At 67.5% G+C, this 16313-nt stretch carries 17 protein-coding genes; 5 read left to right on the top strand and 12 right to left on the bottom strand.

The genetic code is table 11. The features are described from left to right. Nucleotides 1-41 precede the first annotated feature (41 nt). Nucleotides 42-1331, top strand: a complete 1290-nt coding sequence (locus ASF08_RS03785; protein ID WP_056141541.1) for a bifunctional 2-C-methyl-D-erythritol 4-phosphate cytidylyltransferase/2-C-methyl-D-erythritol 2,4-cyclodiphosphate synthase — start codon at nucleotides 42-44, stop codon at nucleotides 1329-1331. Beyond that, a complete protein-coding gene (locus tag ASF08_RS03780) occupies nucleotides 1328-1837 on the top strand; it encodes a CinA family protein (protein WP_056141539.1) in 510 nt (169 codons plus the stop codon). The genes ASF08_RS03785 and ASF08_RS03780 overlap by 4 nt, the downstream gene beginning before the upstream one ends. 201 nt (nucleotides 1838-2038) lie before the next feature. Here ASF08_RS03780 and ASF08_RS03775 read toward each other — a convergent pair whose 3' ends face one another. The 4 genes from ASF08_RS03775 to ASF08_RS03760 form a co-directional block, all read right to left on the bottom strand. Continuing rightward, nucleotides 2039-2299: a PepSY domain-containing protein gene (locus tag ASF08_RS03775; RefSeq protein WP_056141536.1), complete on the bottom strand. Its 261-nt coding sequence runs from the start codon at nucleotides 2297-2299 to the stop codon at nucleotides 2039-2041. 223 nt (nucleotides 2300-2522) lie between these two features. Next, nucleotides 2523-2978, bottom strand: coding sequence for a type II toxin-antitoxin system RatA family toxin (locus ASF08_RS03770; RefSeq protein WP_056141533.1), 456 nt, complete (start codon nucleotides 2976-2978; stop codon nucleotides 2523-2525). Between the two features lie 6 nt (nucleotides 2979-2984). Further along, complete coding sequence (lipA, locus tag ASF08_RS03765; protein ID WP_056141717.1) at nucleotides 2985-3953, bottom strand: lipoyl synthase; 969 nt, start codon at nucleotides 3951-3953, stop codon at nucleotides 2985-2987. Between the two features lie 104 nt (nucleotides 3954-4057). Beyond that, nucleotides 4058-4348 carry a GlsB/YeaQ/YmgE family stress response membrane protein gene (locus ASF08_RS03760; protein ID WP_018043105.1) on the bottom strand — a complete coding sequence of 97 codons (291 nt, stop codon included), beginning with the start codon at nucleotides 4346-4348 and terminating at the stop codon, nucleotides 4058-4060. 371 nt (nucleotides 4349-4719) lie between these two features. On the opposite strand from ASF08_RS03760, the gene ASF08_RS03755 reads away from it, so the two are divergent. Then, nucleotides 4720-5931 (top strand): SDR family oxidoreductase, encoded by a 1212-nt coding sequence (locus tag ASF08_RS03755; RefSeq protein ID WP_244474442.1) that lies wholly within the window; start codon nucleotides 4720-4722, stop codon nucleotides 5929-5931. 88 nt (nucleotides 5932-6019) lie between these two features. Further along, entirely contained in the window at nucleotides 6020-7366 is a 1347-nt protein-coding gene (locus ASF08_RS03750; protein WP_056141526.1) for a PQQ-dependent sugar dehydrogenase, read from the top strand. Between the two features lie 435 nt (nucleotides 7367-7801). Here ASF08_RS03750 and ASF08_RS03745 read toward each other — a convergent pair whose 3' ends face one another. The 8 genes from ASF08_RS03745 to ASF08_RS03710 form a co-directional block, all read right to left on the bottom strand. Then, nucleotides 7802-8035, bottom strand: coding sequence for a hypothetical protein (locus ASF08_RS03745; protein WP_056141524.1), 234 nt, complete (start codon nucleotides 8033-8035; stop codon nucleotides 7802-7804). 112 nt (nucleotides 8036-8147) lie between these two features. After that, nucleotides 8148-9587 (bottom strand): dihydrolipoyl dehydrogenase, encoded by a 1440-nt coding sequence (lpdA, locus tag ASF08_RS03740; protein ID WP_056141521.1) that lies wholly within the window; start codon nucleotides 9585-9587, stop codon nucleotides 8148-8150. 9 nt (nucleotides 9588-9596) lie between these two features. Continuing rightward, on the bottom strand, nucleotides 9597-10046 hold the full coding sequence (locus tag ASF08_RS03735; protein ID WP_082473037.1) for an endonuclease domain-containing protein: 450 nt from the start codon (nucleotides 10044-10046) through the stop codon (nucleotides 9597-9599). Between the two features lie 172 nt (nucleotides 10047-10218). Beyond that, complete coding sequence (locus tag ASF08_RS03730; RefSeq protein WP_056141519.1) at nucleotides 10219-11628, bottom strand: pyruvate dehydrogenase complex dihydrolipoamide acetyltransferase; 1410 nt, start codon at nucleotides 11626-11628, stop codon at nucleotides 10219-10221. Between the two features lie 43 nt (nucleotides 11629-11671). After that, the gene (locus tag ASF08_RS03725; RefSeq protein WP_018043098.1) at nucleotides 11672-11962 is read right to left on the bottom strand and encodes a DUF5076 domain-containing protein; all 291 of its coding nucleotides are present in this window, start codon (nucleotides 11960-11962) and stop codon (nucleotides 11672-11674) included. Nucleotides 11963-12104: 142 nt separating this feature from the next. Further along, nucleotides 12105-13550 carry a pyruvate dehydrogenase complex E1 component subunit beta gene (locus ASF08_RS03720; RefSeq protein ID WP_018043097.1) on the bottom strand — a complete coding sequence of 482 codons (1446 nt, stop codon included), beginning with the start codon at nucleotides 13548-13550 and terminating at the stop codon, nucleotides 12105-12107. Nucleotides 13551-13686: 136 nt separating this feature from the next. Then, the gene (gene pdhA, locus ASF08_RS03715) at nucleotides 13687-14772 is read right to left on the bottom strand and encodes a pyruvate dehydrogenase (acetyl-transferring) E1 component subunit alpha (protein ID WP_056141516.1); all 1086 of its coding nucleotides are present in this window, start codon (nucleotides 14770-14772) and stop codon (nucleotides 13687-13689) included. A gap of 134 nt (nucleotides 14773-14906) precedes the next feature. After that, on the bottom strand, nucleotides 14907-15218 hold the full coding sequence (locus ASF08_RS03710; protein ID WP_026175812.1) for an FtsB family cell division protein: 312 nt from the start codon (nucleotides 15216-15218) through the stop codon (nucleotides 14907-14909). Nucleotides 15219-15332: 114 nt separating this feature from the next. Between ASF08_RS03710 and ASF08_RS03705 the strand changes: the two genes are divergently transcribed. Further along, nucleotides 15333-16268 (top strand): LysR substrate-binding domain-containing protein, encoded by a 936-nt coding sequence (locus ASF08_RS03705; RefSeq protein ID WP_187273487.1) that lies wholly within the window; start codon nucleotides 15333-15335, stop codon nucleotides 16266-16268. Nucleotides 16269-16313 lie beyond the last annotated feature (45 nt).

Genomic DNA, 16313 nt, shown 5'->3' with positions numbered 1-16313 from the left:
GCCATCCACGCTACCTCGAACTGATGCGGGAGCACTTTTCCATGTCCGGCACCGCCTGGAACGCCGCGGTGGTCGTCGCAGCCGGCCGCGGGATCCGCATCGGCGGTGACGTTCCCAAGCAATATCGCAGCGTCGGCGGACGCGCGGTCCTCACACGGACCCTCGCCGCACTGGCGGCCCATCCCGACCTCGCGGTGATCCAGCCCGTGATCGCCGCGGACGCGGCCTCGTTCTACCACGCCTGCGTCGCGGAACTCGACCCCGTTCTGCGCGCCAAGCTCGCGGCCCCCGTCGAGGGCGGCGCCACGCGCCAGCAATCCGTCAGGTCTGGTCTCGAAGCCTTGGCCGGTCTCGAAGCCTTGGCCGGGAGGTCGGCGGTGACGGGCGCGCCGGGCCTCGTCCTAGTCCACGACGCGGCCCGCCCGCATGTGGACGAGGCGCTGATCGACCGCGCCCTCGTCGCCGGTCGTGACCACGGCGCGGCGGTGCCCGGCATCGCCGTCACAGATACGATCAAGATCGTCGAGGATCTCGGGACGGGGATCGGCCGGGTGCGCGAGACCCCCGCACGCGAATCCCTGCGCGCCGTCCAGACCCCTCAGGCCTTCGCCTTCGCGCCCCTCCTCGCCGCCCACCGCAAGGCGGCGGAGGCGGATCTCCACGGCTTCACCGATGACGGGGCTTTGGCCGAATGGGCCGGGCTCGACGTGGTGGTGTTCGAGGGCGACCCGCGCAACCGCAAGATCACCCAGCCCTCGGACCTGATCGAGGCCGACCGCGGCTTTTCCGGCAGCGATGCCCTGCTCTCCGAACCAGAGACCGATTCCATGACGACCTACGTGACCCGCCTCGGGACCGGCTTCGACGTTCACGCCTTCACCGAAGGCGACCATGTCTGGCTCGGCGGCGTGAAGATCCCCGCCGATCGCGGCGTGCTGGCCCATTCCGACGGGGACGTGGCGCTGCACGCCCTCACGGACGCCCTCCTCGGGGCGATCGCGGATGGCGACATCGGCACGCATTTCCCGCCGAGCGACGAGCAATGGCGCGGCGCCTCGTCCGACCGCTTCCTAGCCCATGCGGTGAAGCTCGTCCGCGACCGGGGCGGCCGGATCGACCATCTCGACATCACCGTCCTGGCCGAAGCCCCGCGCATCGGCGCCCATCGCGAGGCCATCCGCGCCCGCATCGCCGAGATCTGCGGCGTGAAGCTGAGTTCGGTCTCCATCAAGGCGACGACCACCGAGAAGCTCGGCTTCGTCGGCCGCGCCGAGGGACTCGCGGCCCAGGCGGCGGCGACGATCCGCCTGCCGGAAGACGACGCGGCGTGATCGACGACCCGGCGCTCCTCGCTCGCGCCGAGGCGCTGGTGGCGGCCTATGCCGCCGCCGGGCTTCGCGCGGCCTGCGCCGAATCCTGCACCGGCGGCCTCGTCGCCGGGCTGCTCACGGCCGTGCCCGGCTCCTCGGCGGTGGTCGAGCGCGGCTTCGTCACCTATTCCAACGACGCCAAATCCGAAATGCTCGGTGTGCCCGCCGACCTCATCGCGACCCACGGGGCGGTGAGCAAATCCGTGGCCCGCGCCATGGCGGAGGGGGCGCTCGCCCATTCGCACGCGGATGTGGCGGTCTCGATCACCGGCATCGCCGGCCCGGGCGGCGGCAGCGAGGCCAAGCCCGTGGGCCTCGTGCATTTCGGCCTCGCCCGCAGAGGCGCCGCGACCCGGCATATCGAACGCCGCTACGGCAATCTCGGCCGCACCGAGATCCGCCGCCTCGCTGTGGCAGAGGCGCTGGAGCTGTTCGGCAGGGCCGTGGAGCCGGTCGGTAGGGACTGAGTCGCCTATTTTAGGTTTTTTCCAAGGCTCTGCCTCATCCTGAGGTGCCGCGGAGCGGCCTCGAAGGAGGGCTCCAGGGATCGCGCGAACACTGGAGGGCTCCTTCGAGGCCCGCTGACACGGGCACCTCAGGATGAGGTGCTCTGGTTGGATGATCTGCTTCAGCGTGAGATTCGCTGAGGAATCCGATCAAACCGGCTCTCAATCGGCGACTTCGCCGAGGATCGCGCCCGTCTTCGGATCGGCATCGAACTTCATCTTTTGGCCGTTCTTGATGCCCTCGCCGTCCCAATGGCCGTCATCGGCCTCGAGCTTCGTGATCTCGGTGTAGCCCTCGGCCATCAGCGCCTTCTTGACCTGATCGACCGGCAGCCAGTCGGGGCCGGGCTGGTCCGCTACGGCGAAGCCGGCAAGGCCCGCATTCAAGGCGAGGGCGAAGGCGAGAATCGGGATCGGTCTCACGGGGGTGTTCTCCGGTGGCGTTGCGCACCTGTATCTAGGGCCCCGCCCGGCATTGTCCGCCCGTCTTATCTACGGCGCCACACATCTCGCGGGCAGCACGGATCCCCTCTCCTTTCAGGAGAGGGAGCCCGTCGCGCCTCATGTCGAACCCTCAAGGGTAGAGAAACGGCCGTCGAGCAGATGTGTGGATCCAGTAGCCTGTCAGAGAACGGGCACCGGCGCGTCAGGCGGCGCCGTACACCCGGTCCGCCCTGCCCTCGAACGCATCGGTGAACTTGCGGAAGGCGCGGTCGAACATCGTGCCCATGAGGAGGCCGAGGGTACGGCTCTTGAACTCGTATGTGATGAAGAAGTCGACGTCGCAGCCGCTCGGCGACCTCTCCTTGAAACCCCAGCGGTTCTCGAGGTGCCGGAACGGCCCGTCGATATATTCGGCGACGATCTTCAGGTTCTGCGGATCGAGGGTGACGCGGGTGGTGAAGCGCTCGCGGATCGCCTTGTAGCCCACTCCCATCTCGGCCACGAGGATCTCGGTGCCGTCCGGGCCGGGCTGGCGGCGCAGGACGCGCAGGGATTCGCAGAGCGGCAGGAATTCCGGATAGCGTTCCACGTCGGCCACGAGGTCGTACATCTGCTGCGGCGAGTGGCGCACCGCGCGGTTGATCCGGAAGGAAGGCATCGGCCCTCAGGCGTTGGCAGGCGCGAGGCGAGCGAGCCGGGCGGCCTTCAATCGTGAAAAATCCTCGCCCGCATGGTGCGAGGAGCGGGTCAGGGGCGTCGCCGAGACGAGGAGGAAACCCTTGGAATAGGCGGTGGTTTCAAGGGTCTTGAATTCGTCGGGCGGGACGAAGCGCTTCACCTCGTGGTGTTTCTTCGTCGGCTGCAGGTACTGGCCGATGGTGAGGAAGTCCACATCCGCCGAGCGCAGGTCGTCCATGAGCTGGACGATCTCGTTCCGCTCCTCGCCGAGGCCGACCATGATGCCGGACTTGGTGAAGATGGTGGGGTCGAGCTCCTTCACCCGCTGCAGCAGCCGCACCGAATGGAAGTAGCGCGCGCCGGGGCGGACGGTGAGGTAGTTGCCCGGCACCGTTTCCATGTTGTGGTTGAACACGTCGGGCCGCGCCTCCACCACCAGTTCCAGCGCACCGTCCTTGCGCAGGAAATCGGGGGTGAGCACCTCGATCGTGGTGGCCGGGCTGCGCTCGCGGATGGCCCGGATGGTGCGGAAGAAATGCATGGCCCCGCCATCGGCGAGGTCGTCGCGGTCCACCGAGGTAATGACCACGTGGTGCAGGCCGAGCTTGGCCACGGAATCGGCGATCTTGGCCGGCTCGTCCCCGTCGAGGGCGTTGGGCAGGCCGGTGCGCACGTTGCAGAAGGCGCAGGCCCGCGTGCAGGTGTCGCCCATGATCATGAAGGTGGCGTGCTTCTTCTCCCAGCACTCGCCGATATTGGGGCAGCCCGCCTCCTCGCAGACCGTGACGAGGCCATGCTCCTTCACGATGGCGCGGGTGGCGTTCCAGCCGGGCGAACCCGGTGCCTTCACCCGGATCCAGTCGGGCTTGCGCTGGATCGGGTTGTCCGGGCGATGCGCCTTTTCCGGGTGCCGGGGGCGCTGGTCGTTTCGCAGGAGGTCGAGGACGACGGCCATGGCATACCGGGCAAGCTGCGCCGGCAACGGGCCGGCGCTCGGTTCGAAAGGTAATGACTCGGCTCCCGCATCGCAAACGATCGGGAAACGATCCGCCGAACCTGTCAGTAGCTCATGCCGCGCCCGCGGATGGCCCTGTAGATGGTGATGATGATCACCGCCCCCGCCGTGGCCGAGAGCAGGTTGCGCCAGAAGCCGTAGACCGGGATGTGGAGCTTGGCGGCCAGATAGTTGCCGAGAAGACCGCCGAGGATGCCCATCGCGATGTTGGCGAAGAGGCCCATATTCGCCGAGGTGAACTGTTCCGCGAGCCAGCCCGCCAGGGCGCCGATGACGATCGCCATGAACAATCCCACGCCCGGTTGCCCCAGCGCACCGTAGACTTCTCCATTCATACCCGTCGCTCCTTCGCAAGGAGCGGGGCGTGCCGGTCGCCCCGCTATGGGTCCTACCTGTGACGCTCTCCCCCGCAGCGCAAGTCGCGGCGGCATGGAACTGGGCGGGGACTGCGACGCCGGATCGCCCGCGACGGTGCCGACCGTTCGGCGTGAGGAACGTCCGCTCCTGGCGCGATACCCGGCCTGAGCAAGAACGATGCGGAAAATTAATTATTAATTTTAACTATATTCTGAACAAGCTTCGTATAGATCCGTAAAATTCTACGTATTGATTTCCGTCGACTTGTCAGCATCTCGTTAACGTTCTCTTAACTCTCTTTGGGTTGCCGCGACGTCGTTTCGGATACGCGGCCGTTGGAGCGAGTGCCGTGAGTCGAATTCTTTTGACGGGTGCGACGGGGCTCATCGGTGGTGCCGTCCTGCACCGTGCCCTGGCGATGAAGACGGATACCGAATGGGTCTGCCTGGTGCGGGCCTCGGACGAGGAGGCCGGGCGTCAGCGCATCGCGGCGCGTCTCGGGCGCTTCACCAATGCCCTGAACGCCCAGCGTCTCGCGCAGCGTGTGGAGATCGTCGCGGGGGATTTCACCCATGCCGACACGATCGCCGATCCGCGCCTCGATGCGGTGACGCAGGTTCTGCATCTGGCCGCCGACACGTCGTGGTGGGCGCAGGAAAAAGTCCACCGGACCAACCATGACGGCACCCTGGCCCTGGCCCGGCGCGCGGCGCGGATGCCGCGGCTCGACCGTTTCCTCCATGTGAGCACGGCGATGATCTGCGGAGGCCAGCCGCCCGCGACGGTGGACGAGACGCGCTACCCCGACGCGGAGGCCATCCATCTCGTGCCCTACAGCGCCTCGAAAGCCGCGGCCGAAATGTCGCTGGCGTCCCATTTCGCCGACCTGCCCCTGGTGGTCGCACGCCCCTCCATCGTGCTCGGCCACACCACGCTGGGCGCCCGGCCGGGTTCGAGCATCCTCTGGGTGATCCGCGCCTGCGACCGGCTGCGGCTCGTCGCCGGCTCCCGCGACGGGACCGTCGACATCGTCCCCACCGATTGGGTGGCCGACACCCTGGTGGAGATGCTCGCGAGGCCCGCCCTCGCCCACCGGACCTACCACCTCTCCGCCGGCACCTCGAGCCGCACCCGCTGGAGCGAGCTCGGCCGCACCCTCGACCGCGTCGACCCGGCCGAGAGCCCGCGCCACTACGAGGAATTCTCCGCCCGCGACCGGGCGACCCTCCACAGGCGCTTCACCGAGGTCTTCGGCATGGACGAGGCGATCAAGGTGGCGATGTTCCGGGCGCTGCAGGCCTATTACCGGTTCTGCGAACTCGACGTGACCTTCGACAACACCCGCCTCCTGGCTGAGGGCTTCGCCCCTCCCCCCGCGCTCTCGCAGTATATCGGCCGCTGCGTCGAGACCTCCGGCGAGATTGTCGACCAGTTCCGGGAGGATTTCGGCGGATTTGCCGGAGCGCCCATGCGGGGCGAGCAGACCGCCCGTCCGAGGCCCTCCCAGCCCGATGGCGTCACGAACCGGACCGTGGCGAGACGCGGATCCGCCCCGGGCTGATCGCTCCCTTGCCGTAGCCAAATCTCATCTCGCCCATATAACCTGAGCGAAGGGCGTCCGGCTCGGGCGCGGATCCAGGGTCACCACCATGCGGAAACGATCGAAGCTCGGCCTTGCGGCCTTGGGCGTAGCGCTTCTTGGCGGAGCGGCGTTCCTCCGCTTCGTCGTCTACCCCGAGAAGGCCAGTCTCGAAGCCTCGGCCGGCATAGGACCCAACCCCACCCTGCCCGCGCCGAACCCGACGCTGATGCCCACCGTGAACATCGCCCGCGTCGCCCGCTGGGAGAACGGCGCCAAGCCGAAGGCGGCGGCGGGGCTTCAGGTCGCGGCCTACGCGGGCGGGTTCGACCATCCGCGCTGGATGTACCTCCTGCCCAATGGCGACGTGCTGGTGGCGGAGGCGAACAAGCCCAAGACCGACGACCCCTCCACCGGCATCGCCGACTGGGTCGCCGACAAGGTGAAGAGCATGGCCGGCGCCGGCGTGCCGAGCCCGGACCGGATCGTCCTCCTGCGCGACACGAACGGCGACGGTGTCGCCGAGGCGCGCCACGTCTTCCTCTCCGGCCTGCATTCGCCCTTCGGCATGGCCCTGGTGGGCAGCGACCTCTACGTCGCCAATGCCGATGCCTTGGTGAAGGTGCCCTATGCGCCGGGCCAGACCGAGATCGCGGCCAAGCCCGAGACGGTGGTCGCGCTGCCGTCCGGCATCAATCACCATTGGACGAAGAACGTCATCGCGAGCCCGGATGGTACCAAGCTCTTCGTCACCGTGGGCTCGAACAGCAATGTCGGCGAGAACGGTCTCGACAAGGAGACGGGCCGCGCCGCGATCTGGGAATACACGATCGCCACGAAGCAGATGCGCGAGTTCGCCACCGGCCTGCGCAACCCCAACGGCCTCGCCTTCGAGCCCACCACCGGTGCGCTCTGGACGGCGGTGAACGAGCGCGACGAGATCGGCAGCGACCTCGTGCCCGACTACGTCACCTCGGTGAAGGAAGGCGGCTTCTATGGCTGGCCCTACAGCTACTGGGGCAAAAACGTGGACGAACGGGTGTCGCCGCAGAAGCCCGACCTCGTCGCCAAGGCCATCGCGCCGGACTATGCGGTGGGCACCCACACCGCGTCTCTGGGCATCGCCTTCTCCAACGGATCGACCCTGCCGGAGGCGTGGACAAGCGGCCTCTTCGTGGCCCAGCACGGCTCATGGAACCGCCGCCCGAAGAGCGGCTACAAGGTGATCTACGTCCCCTTCAAGGACGGCAAACCCACCGGCCAGCCGGTGGACGCGCTCACCGGCTTCCTCGACGCCGACGAGAAGGCGCAGGGACGGCCGGTGGGCGTGATCCTCGACAAGACCGGGGCGCTGCTGGTGAGCGATGATGTAGGGAAGGTGATCTGGCGGGTGAGCGGGGTGTCGCGGACACAGTGATGGCGGCTAATGTAAAGAGCAACGACCGCTGTTTCAGACCTCGTAACTTGGTTGATTGAACTTACTAGCGGATGCTCGTGCCAGAGCGGGTCGTCTCAGCAGACCACCTCATCCTGAGGTGCCCTTTGCTTGAGCAAGGGGCCTCGAAGGAGCCTCCAGATGCCGATGCGATACCTGGAAGCCTCCTTCGAGGCCGCTACGCGGCACCTCAGGATGAGGTAAGGCTTTGGAAATACAAATCAAACAGGCTCTCAAAGCCCTCCGTTGCAGTGGGGGAGCACCATGGAGGCCGGCCAGACATGCCGAGTCGCCCTGCCCCTGCCCCTGCCCTACGCATCCTTGTCGTGGGTCAATCGCAACTCGGCCGAGGCTGACAGGCGGGGCATGCGCCGGCGGGTGCGCGCTTCGAGCGATGTGGTCGGCTTAACACGCGTTTCAGCCCCTGAGGCCGGAGCGGACATAGCCCCGCGAAATCAACCGGCTGGTCTCGCGCGCCCGGCGCTCGGCCTGCATCAGGTCGGACAGGGCGTCGGTGATGGCGCAGCGGAGGGCGATCTGCGCGTCCCCCGCCGTGCTGGTGAGATAGGCCTGGGCGATCTCCTCCACCGGGCAGTGAAGGCCCGGCGCCGCCGTATCCTCGTTCCTGATCCTGGTCAGCGTCTTCGGCATGGCCCGTCTCCGACTCGCGTTGAGAACGAAGACAGAACACGCCACGAGGGTTAACGGATCCTTAACGGGGTCGATAGAAGCCTGTGGACATCCGCGAGACGGGTGTCCGGGCTCAGCTGTGGATCACCTTGCCGTAGGCGTCGAGCACGCTCTCGTGCATCATCTCGCTCAAGGTCGGGTGCGGGAAGACCGTGTGCATCAGGTCTTCCTCGGTGGTCTCGAGGTTCATGGCGACGACGTAGCCCTGGATCAGTTCGGTGACTTCCGCTCCCACCATGTGGGCGCCGAGCAGCTGGCCTGTCTTGGCGTCGAACACCGTCTTCACCAGCCCGTCCGGCTCTCCCAGGGCGATGGCCTTGCCGTTGCCGGCGAAGGGGAAGCGGCCGACCTTCACGGAGAAACCCTGCTCCTTGGCCTTGGCCTCGGTGAGTCCGACGCTGGCGATCTGCGGATGACAATAGGTGCAGCCGGGGATCTTGGCCTTGTCCATGGCGTGGGTGTGCAGCCCCTTGATCGTCTCGACGCAGAGCACGCCCTCGTGCTCGGCCTTGTGGGCCAGCATCGGCGGTCCGGCGACGTCGCCGATGGCGTAGATGCCCGGCACGTTGGTCCGGCCGAGGCCGTCGGTGACGACGATCCCGCGCTCGATGCCGATGCCGAGCTTCTCGAGGCCGAGATTCTCGATGTTGCCGACGACGCCCACCGCCGAGATGAGCTTCTCCGCCGTCAGCTGCTGGCTCTTGCCGTCCGTCGTCTCGATGGTGGCGGTGACGGAATCGGCCGCCTTCTCCACCTTCGTCACCTTGGCGCCGGTGAGGATCTTGATGCCCTGCTTCTCGAAGCGCTTGCGGGCCAGCCCGGCGATCTCGGCATCCTCCACCGGCAGGATCTGCGGCAGCAGCTCGATCACCGTCACCTCGGCGCCCATGGTGCGGTAGAACGAGGCGAACTCGATGCCGATGGCGCCCGAGCCCATGACGAGCAGGCTCTTCGGCATCGTCTCCGGCACCATGGCTTCGTAATAGGTCCAGATCTGCTTCTTGTCGGGCTCGATGCCGGGGATCGCGCGGGGGCGGGCGCCCGTGGCGACGATGATGTGCTTGGCCGAATAGGATCCGGCGGCGAGCGCCCCCTTCGGCGCGGGCGCGCGGCTCGTCTCCTTCACCGTGACCTTGCCGGGTTCGTTGCCCTTGGCGGCCGATTCGATGACGGCCTCGCCCCAGATCACGTCGACCTTGTTCTTCTTGAGCAGCATGCCGACGCCGCCGTTGAGCCGGGTCGAGACGCCGCGCGAGCGCTTGACGATGGCGGCTGTATCGAACCCGACCTTCTCGGCCGACAGCCCGTAATCCGAGGCGTGCTGCATGTAATGGTAGATCTCGGCCGAACGCAGCAGCGCCTTCGTCGGGATGCAGCCCCAGTTCAGGCAGATGCCGCCGAGATGCTCGCGGTCCACCACCGCGGTCTTGAACCCGAGCTGCGCCGCCCGGATCGCGGCGACGTAGCCCCCGGGGCCGGCGCCGATGACGAGGATGTCGTAGGTGTTGGACATGGCGCGCTCCTACTCCCCTCCCCCTTGTGGGGAGGGGCCGGGGGTGGGGGTGGTTCCGCCAGACTGGCGGGCGACGGACGAGGCAGTGGCGAGGGCGGCGAAGACCGTGTCGAGGACGGTGTCGATCCGCTGCATCACATCGGCATTGGTGAATCTGAGAACGCGGAAACCTTGATCTTCGAGAGCGAGCGTGCGGGTCTCATCGTAAGCGGCAGCGTGGTCGTGGCTATGCTGCCCGCCATCGACTTCGACGATCAACCGTGCCGACAAGCAGCAAAAATCGGCGACGTACCGCCCCAGTGCAACCTGACGACGGAAATGCGAACCTTCGATCGGAAGGCGATCCCTCAGGTGCCGCCACAATCGCCTCTCCGCATCTGTCGACGTTCGGCGGAGGCTCTTCGCATTCAGTGCGGCGCGCGGAGAGACAGAGTGCCGAGGCGGTTCCTTCCATGGCATCGGCCGTCGCCTCCCGTGAACCCCACCAAGCTCGCGCACCTCCCTCCCCCTTGTGGGGAGGGATCGAGGGTGGGGGTGGTTCCACCGGACTCCGCAGTGGGCCACCCAGTCACCCCCACCTCCAACTCCTCCCCACAAGGGGGAGGAGGGCCAGTTCAGCCTTCCACAACGATCAAACCAGCATCCCCATCGGGTTCTCGATCAGGTTCTTGAAGGCCGAGATGAGTTCGGCGCCGAGCGCCCCGTCGAGCACGCGGTGGTCGCAGGACAGGGTGGCGGTCATCACCTGAACCACCGCAGGCGCGCCGTCCTTGACCACGACGCGCTTCTCGCCGGCGCCCACCGCCAGGATCGAGGATTGCGGCGGGTTGATCACCGCCGTGAAGTGCTTGATGCCGAACATGCCGAGGTTCGACACCGAGGTGACGCCGCCCTGGTACTCTTCCGGCTTCAGCTTCTTGGCCCGCGCCCGGCCGGCAAAGTCCTTCATCTCGTTGGAGATGGTGGAGAGCGTCTTCTGGTCGGCCTTGCGGATCACCGGGGTGAACAGCCCGCCGTCGATGGCCACCGCCACGCCGACCTCGGCGTTGTTGAAGCGCAGGATCCGGTCCTCGGCCCAGACCGCGTTGGCGGCGGGCACGCGCATCAACGCCAGGCCCATCGCCTTGATGACGAAGTCGTTCACCGAGAGCTTGAACAGCGGCTTGCCGTCCTTGGTGGTGCCGGCACTCTTGTTGAGCTGTTCGCGCAGGGCCATCAGCGCATCGAGCTCGCAATCCACCGTGAGGTAGAAATGCGGCGCCACCTGCATCGCCTCGGTGAGGCGCTTGGCGATGGTCTTGCGCATGCCGTCGAGGGGAACCTCCTCGAACGTGCCCTTCTGGTAGAATCCGCGCACCTGATCGGTGGTGAGCCCCTGTGCGGCGGCCTTTGGTGCGGGCGTTGGCGCGGCGGGAGCCGGAGCGGGCGCCGGCGCTGCGGCGGGGGCGGCTGCCTTCGGCGCGCCGGCCTTGGCCGAGCCGCTGGCGATGGCGGCGCGGACGTCGCGCTCGATCACGCGGCCATGCGGGCCGGAGCCCGAGACGGCGGACAGGTCGATGCCTTCGAGCTTGGCGATGCGGCGCGCCAGCGGCGAGGCGACGATGCGGCCGCCCTGCCCGGCCTGCGGCGCGGCATCCGGCTTGGCGCCGTCCGGCGCCGCGTCGACCCGCGCGTAGGATTTGTGGCCGTCGCCGGGGGTGGTGTTCAGTGCGGGCGTGTCGCTTTTGGGCGCATCGGCCTTGGGAGCCTCCGCTTTTGCGCCGCCATCGCCCGCGGTCCCGACGGTCTTCGGGTCTTCGCCCTCGGAGGCGATGATGGCGATGAGGTCGTTCACCGGCACGTCGGCGGTGCCCTCGGCCACGACGATCTTGGCCAGAATGCCCTCGTCGATGGCCTCGACCTCCATCGTGGCCTTGTCGGTCTCGATCTCGGCGAGGACATCGCCGGATTTGACCGCGTCGCCCTCCTTCTTGAGCCACTTGGCGAGGTTGCCCTTCTCCATCGTCGGCGACAGGGCGGGCATCAGGACGTTGATGGGCATCGGTGTGAATCCTGATCGTCAGCGGATGGGCGTGGCGGGGCGGTCAGTTGAGTGTGCCGCCGGGCGGCAGGTCGGGGTCGAAGCTCTCGGAATCGAGACCGGCGCGGATGCGCTCGAACGCCTCTTCCTCCGACATCTCGGTCTCCAGCGCGTAGACCCGCGCGGCCTGACGGGCGAGGTCGATGAGAAGGCGGCCCCAGGTATAGGGATCGTCGAAGGAGCGGCGCAGGGCCACGCTCACCGCGCCGTCCACCACGCTGGCGCGCACGACCTCGATGCCGCCATTGTTCAGGGCGTCGGGGGGAGCGGAGAGTTCCTGGAACTTGTCGGTCATGGTGCTGCTCTACTCTCCTCCCCCTTGTGGGGAGGAGTTGGAGGTGGGGGTGGTTGGGCGACCCTCGACGTGCGGAGGCTGGCGGAAGCACCCCCACCCTCGATCCCTCCCCACAAGGGGGAGGGAAGTTGGCGTGGTAGGCTCACCGATAGCAAACCGCCTTCACCGCCTGGATCACCTCGGCGACGTTGGGCAAGGCGAGCTTTTCGAGGTTGGCGGCGTAGGGCATCGGCACGTCCTTGCCGGTGACCCGCAGGACGGGGGCGTCGAGGAAATCGAAGGCGTCGGCCATGAGGCGGGCGATGATCTCCGCGCCGATGCCCGATTGCGGGAAGCCCTCCTCGACGGTGACGCAGCGGCCGGTCTTCTTCACCGATTCCACGATCGTGTCGGTATCCATCGGGCGGAGCGTGCGCAGGTCGATGACCTCCGCGTCGATCCCCTCTTCGGCCAAAGCCTGCGCCGCCTTCAGCGCGTAGGTCATGCCGATGGAGAAAGAGACGATGGTCACGTCCTTGCCGGTGCGGTGGATACGCGCCTTGCCGATGGGGAGCACGAAATCGTCGAGCTTCGGCACCGGGAAGCTCTGGCCGTAGAGGATTTCGTTCTCGAGGAAGATCACTGGGTTCGGATCGCGGATCGCGGCCTTGAGCAGGCCCTTGGCATCTGAGGCCGTGTAGGGCGCGATGACCTTGAGGCCGGGGACGTTGGAGTACCAGGCCGAGTAATCGTGGCTGTGCTGAGCGCCGACGCGGGCGGCGGCGCCGTTGGGCCCGCGGAACACGATGGGACAGCCGAGCTGGCCGCCGGACATGTAGAGGGTCTTGGCCGCCGAGTTGATGATGTGGTCGATCGCCTGCATGGCGAAGTTGAACGTCATGAACTCGACGATGGGGCGCAGGCCGGTGAAGGCGGCGCCGGCCGCGATGCCGGCGAAGCCATGCTCGGTGATCGGCGTGTCGACCACGCGGCGGGCGCCGAATTCCTGCAGCAGGCCCTGGGTCACCTTGTAGGCGCCCTGGTACTCGGCGACTTCCTCGCCCATCACGAAGACGGAATCCTCGCGGCGCATCTCCTCGGCCATGGCGTCGCGGAGCGACTCGCGCACGGTCATGGTCACCATCTCGGTGCCGGCGGGGAACTCTTCCATCACCGGCGCGGGCGCCTTGTTGGTGATGACGGCCGGCGCGGCGGGAGCGTTCGCCTTGTCGTCGCCGGATTTCGCCGTGGCGGCCGGTGCCGAGGCCTGGCCCTCGGCCTGCATCGTCGGCGTGGGGGCCGATTGCGCCGGGGCCGAAGCCTCGGGCTTCGAACCGCCGCCCGCCGCCGCCGCGGCCACGTCCTCGCCCTCACCGGCGATGATGGCGATCGGCGTGTTCACCTTCACGCCCTCCGTGCCTTCCTCGATGAGGATCTTGGCGAGGATGCCCTCGTCGATGGCCTCGACTTCCATCGTCGCCTTGTCGGTCTCGATCTCGGCGAGGACATCGCCGGATTTGACCGCGTCGCCCTCCTTCTTGAGCCACTTGGCGAGCTTGCCTTCCTCCATCGTCGGAGACAGCGCGGGCATGAGGATGTCGGTCGCCATGAGGTTTTTGATCCGTAGGTTGGCGGGCGGCCTTCTGGAGAGGAAGCGGCGGCTTCTCGGTCCCTCGCTGTGGCTCTCCCCGTGCCGTCATGGCACGGGAGATGTCCCGGGTGGGGGGAGCGTCGCGAGGTCGGCCTTAAGCGCGGGCTTCCAGCAGGATGTCGGTCCAGAGCTCGGACGGATCTGGCTCGGGATCGTGCGTGGCGAACTCGGCCGCGTCGTTGACGGTCTCGCGGACCTTGGCGTCCGTGGCCTTGAGGTCGGCTTCCGGCACCCCGTGCATCTCGATCAGGCGCTTGCGCACCATCTCGATCGGGTCGTGCTCGTCGCGCATCTTGGAGACTTCGTCCTTGGTCCGGTATTTCGCCGGATCGGACATCGAGTGGCCGCGATAGCGGTAGGTCTGCATCTCGAGGATGTAGGGGCCCTGGCCGGAGCGGGCATGCTCCACCGCGCGGCTCGCCGCCTCGCGGACGGTGCGGACGTCCATGCCGTCCACCTGCTCGCCGGGGATGCCGAACGAGATGCCCCGCTTGGAGAAGTCGGTCTGCGCCGAGGCGCGTGCCACCGACGTGCCCATGGCATAGCGATTGTTCTCGATCACGTAGACCACGGGCAGCTTCCACAGCTGAGCCATGTTGAAGCTCTCGTAGACCTGGCCCTGATTGGCCGCGCCGTCACCCATATAGGTCAGGCTGACCTTGCCGTTCTTCTTGTAGGCGTCCGCGAAACCGAGGCCGGTTCCAAGCGAGACCTGTGCGCCGACGATGCCGTGGCCGCCGAAGAACTGCTTCTCCTTGGAGAACATGTGCATCGAGCCGCCCTTGCCGCGGGAATACCCGCCGCGCCGGCCGGTCAGCTCGGCCATCACGCCCTTCGGGTCCATGCCGCAGGCGAGCATGTGGCCGTGGTCGCGGTATCCGGTGATGGTCTGGTCGCCGTCGACCGAGGCCATCTGCATGCCGATGACGACAGCTTCCTGGCCGATATAGAGATGGCAGAACCCGCCGATGAGGCCCATGCCGTAGAGCTGGCCGGCCTTCTCCTCGAAACGCCGGATCAGCAGCATCTCGTGATAGGCGTGGAGGTCTTCCTCCCGGGTGAACTGGGGCGTGTTCGGTGCGGGAGCATGCGTCGAGGCGTCTCCGCCCCCCGTCCCCAACTGAGCCGAACCCTTGGCCGAATCGGCTTTCGCCTGACCCGCTTCGTTGGCGGCATCCATCGGCTTTCCTCCCGTGAACGGCTTTTCTGGAACCGTTTCTAGGACAGGGTTTTGCGGAAAGCGAGGCCGTCCCGTCGACAGATCGGCCGAGTTGTCAGGCAGAATGCGACGGGAAAAACGCGATCGGGGTACGATCAGGGATTGATGATGACGACATCGTTCGCGTGGACCCGGCCGAGGACGATGCGGGCGCGTTCCTCCAAGAGATCCCGGTCGATCTGCTCGCTGCGCAGGAGCGCCACCCGGTGCTCCCAGATCGCCCGGTCGGCCTTGGCGGCGTTCAGTTCCTGCTTCAGACCGTAGGCCTGAATTTTCAGAGCGCGCTTGGCCTCCAGGCCGCGGTTGCCGCTCTCGGCCTGATGCACGAAATAGCCGACCACGAGCGCGGACACGGCGTAGAGGCCGAGCGGCATGAGGACGGAACGGACGCGGCGACGGACAACCATGTCCGAACCATCGCGCCACAGGGTTAAGGATGTGTTGCCGATGCCGGTCTCTTTCCCCATGCCCACCTGCTTCATGCCCGCCTGCCCCATGCCCGCCTGCCCCATGCCCGCCCGATGATGCGGTTCGACCTCGTCGATCTCGGCCTGTTCCGCCACGTGGCTGAGGCGGGGTCGATCACGCACGGGGCGGCGCGCGCCAACCTCGCGCTCGCGGCCGCGTCGAGCCGGATCCGGGCGATGGAGGTCTCCCTCGGGGCGGCCCTCCTCGGCCGGAGCCGCCAGGGCGTCGTCCTGACGCCGGCCGGGCGGGCGCTCCTCGCCCATGCCCGTTCCCTGCTGGAGGGCGTCGACCGGATGCAGGGGGATCTCGCCGCCTATGCGGGCGGCGCGATCGGCCAGATCAAGGTCCTGTCGAACACCCACGCGCTCACCGAATTCCTGCCGGAGGCCCTGAGCGCCTATCTCGCCCTCCATACCGGCGTGAGCGTCGATATCGTCGAGCGGACCTCGGACGAGATCGTCGGTCTCGTGGCGGAGGGAGCCGCCGATCTCGGCATCGTCTCCGGCACGGTGGATACCGGCACCCTGGAGACCCACCCGTTCCGCCAGGACAGGTTCGTGGCGGTGATGCCCTCCGGCCATCCGCTGGGGGAGCGGGACGGCGTGCTGTTCGCCGATGTGCTGGATTACGACCTCGTCGGCCTCGATCGGGCGAGCGCCATCACCCGCTTCCTCGCCGACAAAGCCATGCGCACCGGGCGGCCGCTCATGCGGCTGCGGGTCCAGCTGCGCGGCTTCGATGCGGTGTGCCGGCTGGTGGAATGCGGCGTCGGGCTCGGGATCGTCCCCGAAACCACCGCCCGGCGCGCCGCGCGCTCCATGGGCCTCGATATCGTGCCGCTCCTCGACCCCTGGGCCGCGCGCGACCTCACCATCTGCCTGCGATCCCTCGAAGCGCTGCCGGTTTTCGCCCGGGAATTCGTCGCTCACCTGCGCGTGGGCGCATCACGGCCCGGTTTAGGGCTCCCCTCGGGGGCCGGCCTTGGCTAAACACGGCTCGGGAACGGAATGGTCCGTATCCGTGACACCGATGAA

It is taken from the genome of Methylobacterium sp. Leaf85 (assembly GCF_001422125.1).
GTDB lineage: Bacteria > Pseudomonadota > Alphaproteobacteria > Rhizobiales > Beijerinckiaceae > Methylobacterium > Methylobacterium bullatum.
Note: the sequence above shows the minus strand (reverse complement) of the source record. Positions and strands in the feature narration are given on the sequence as shown.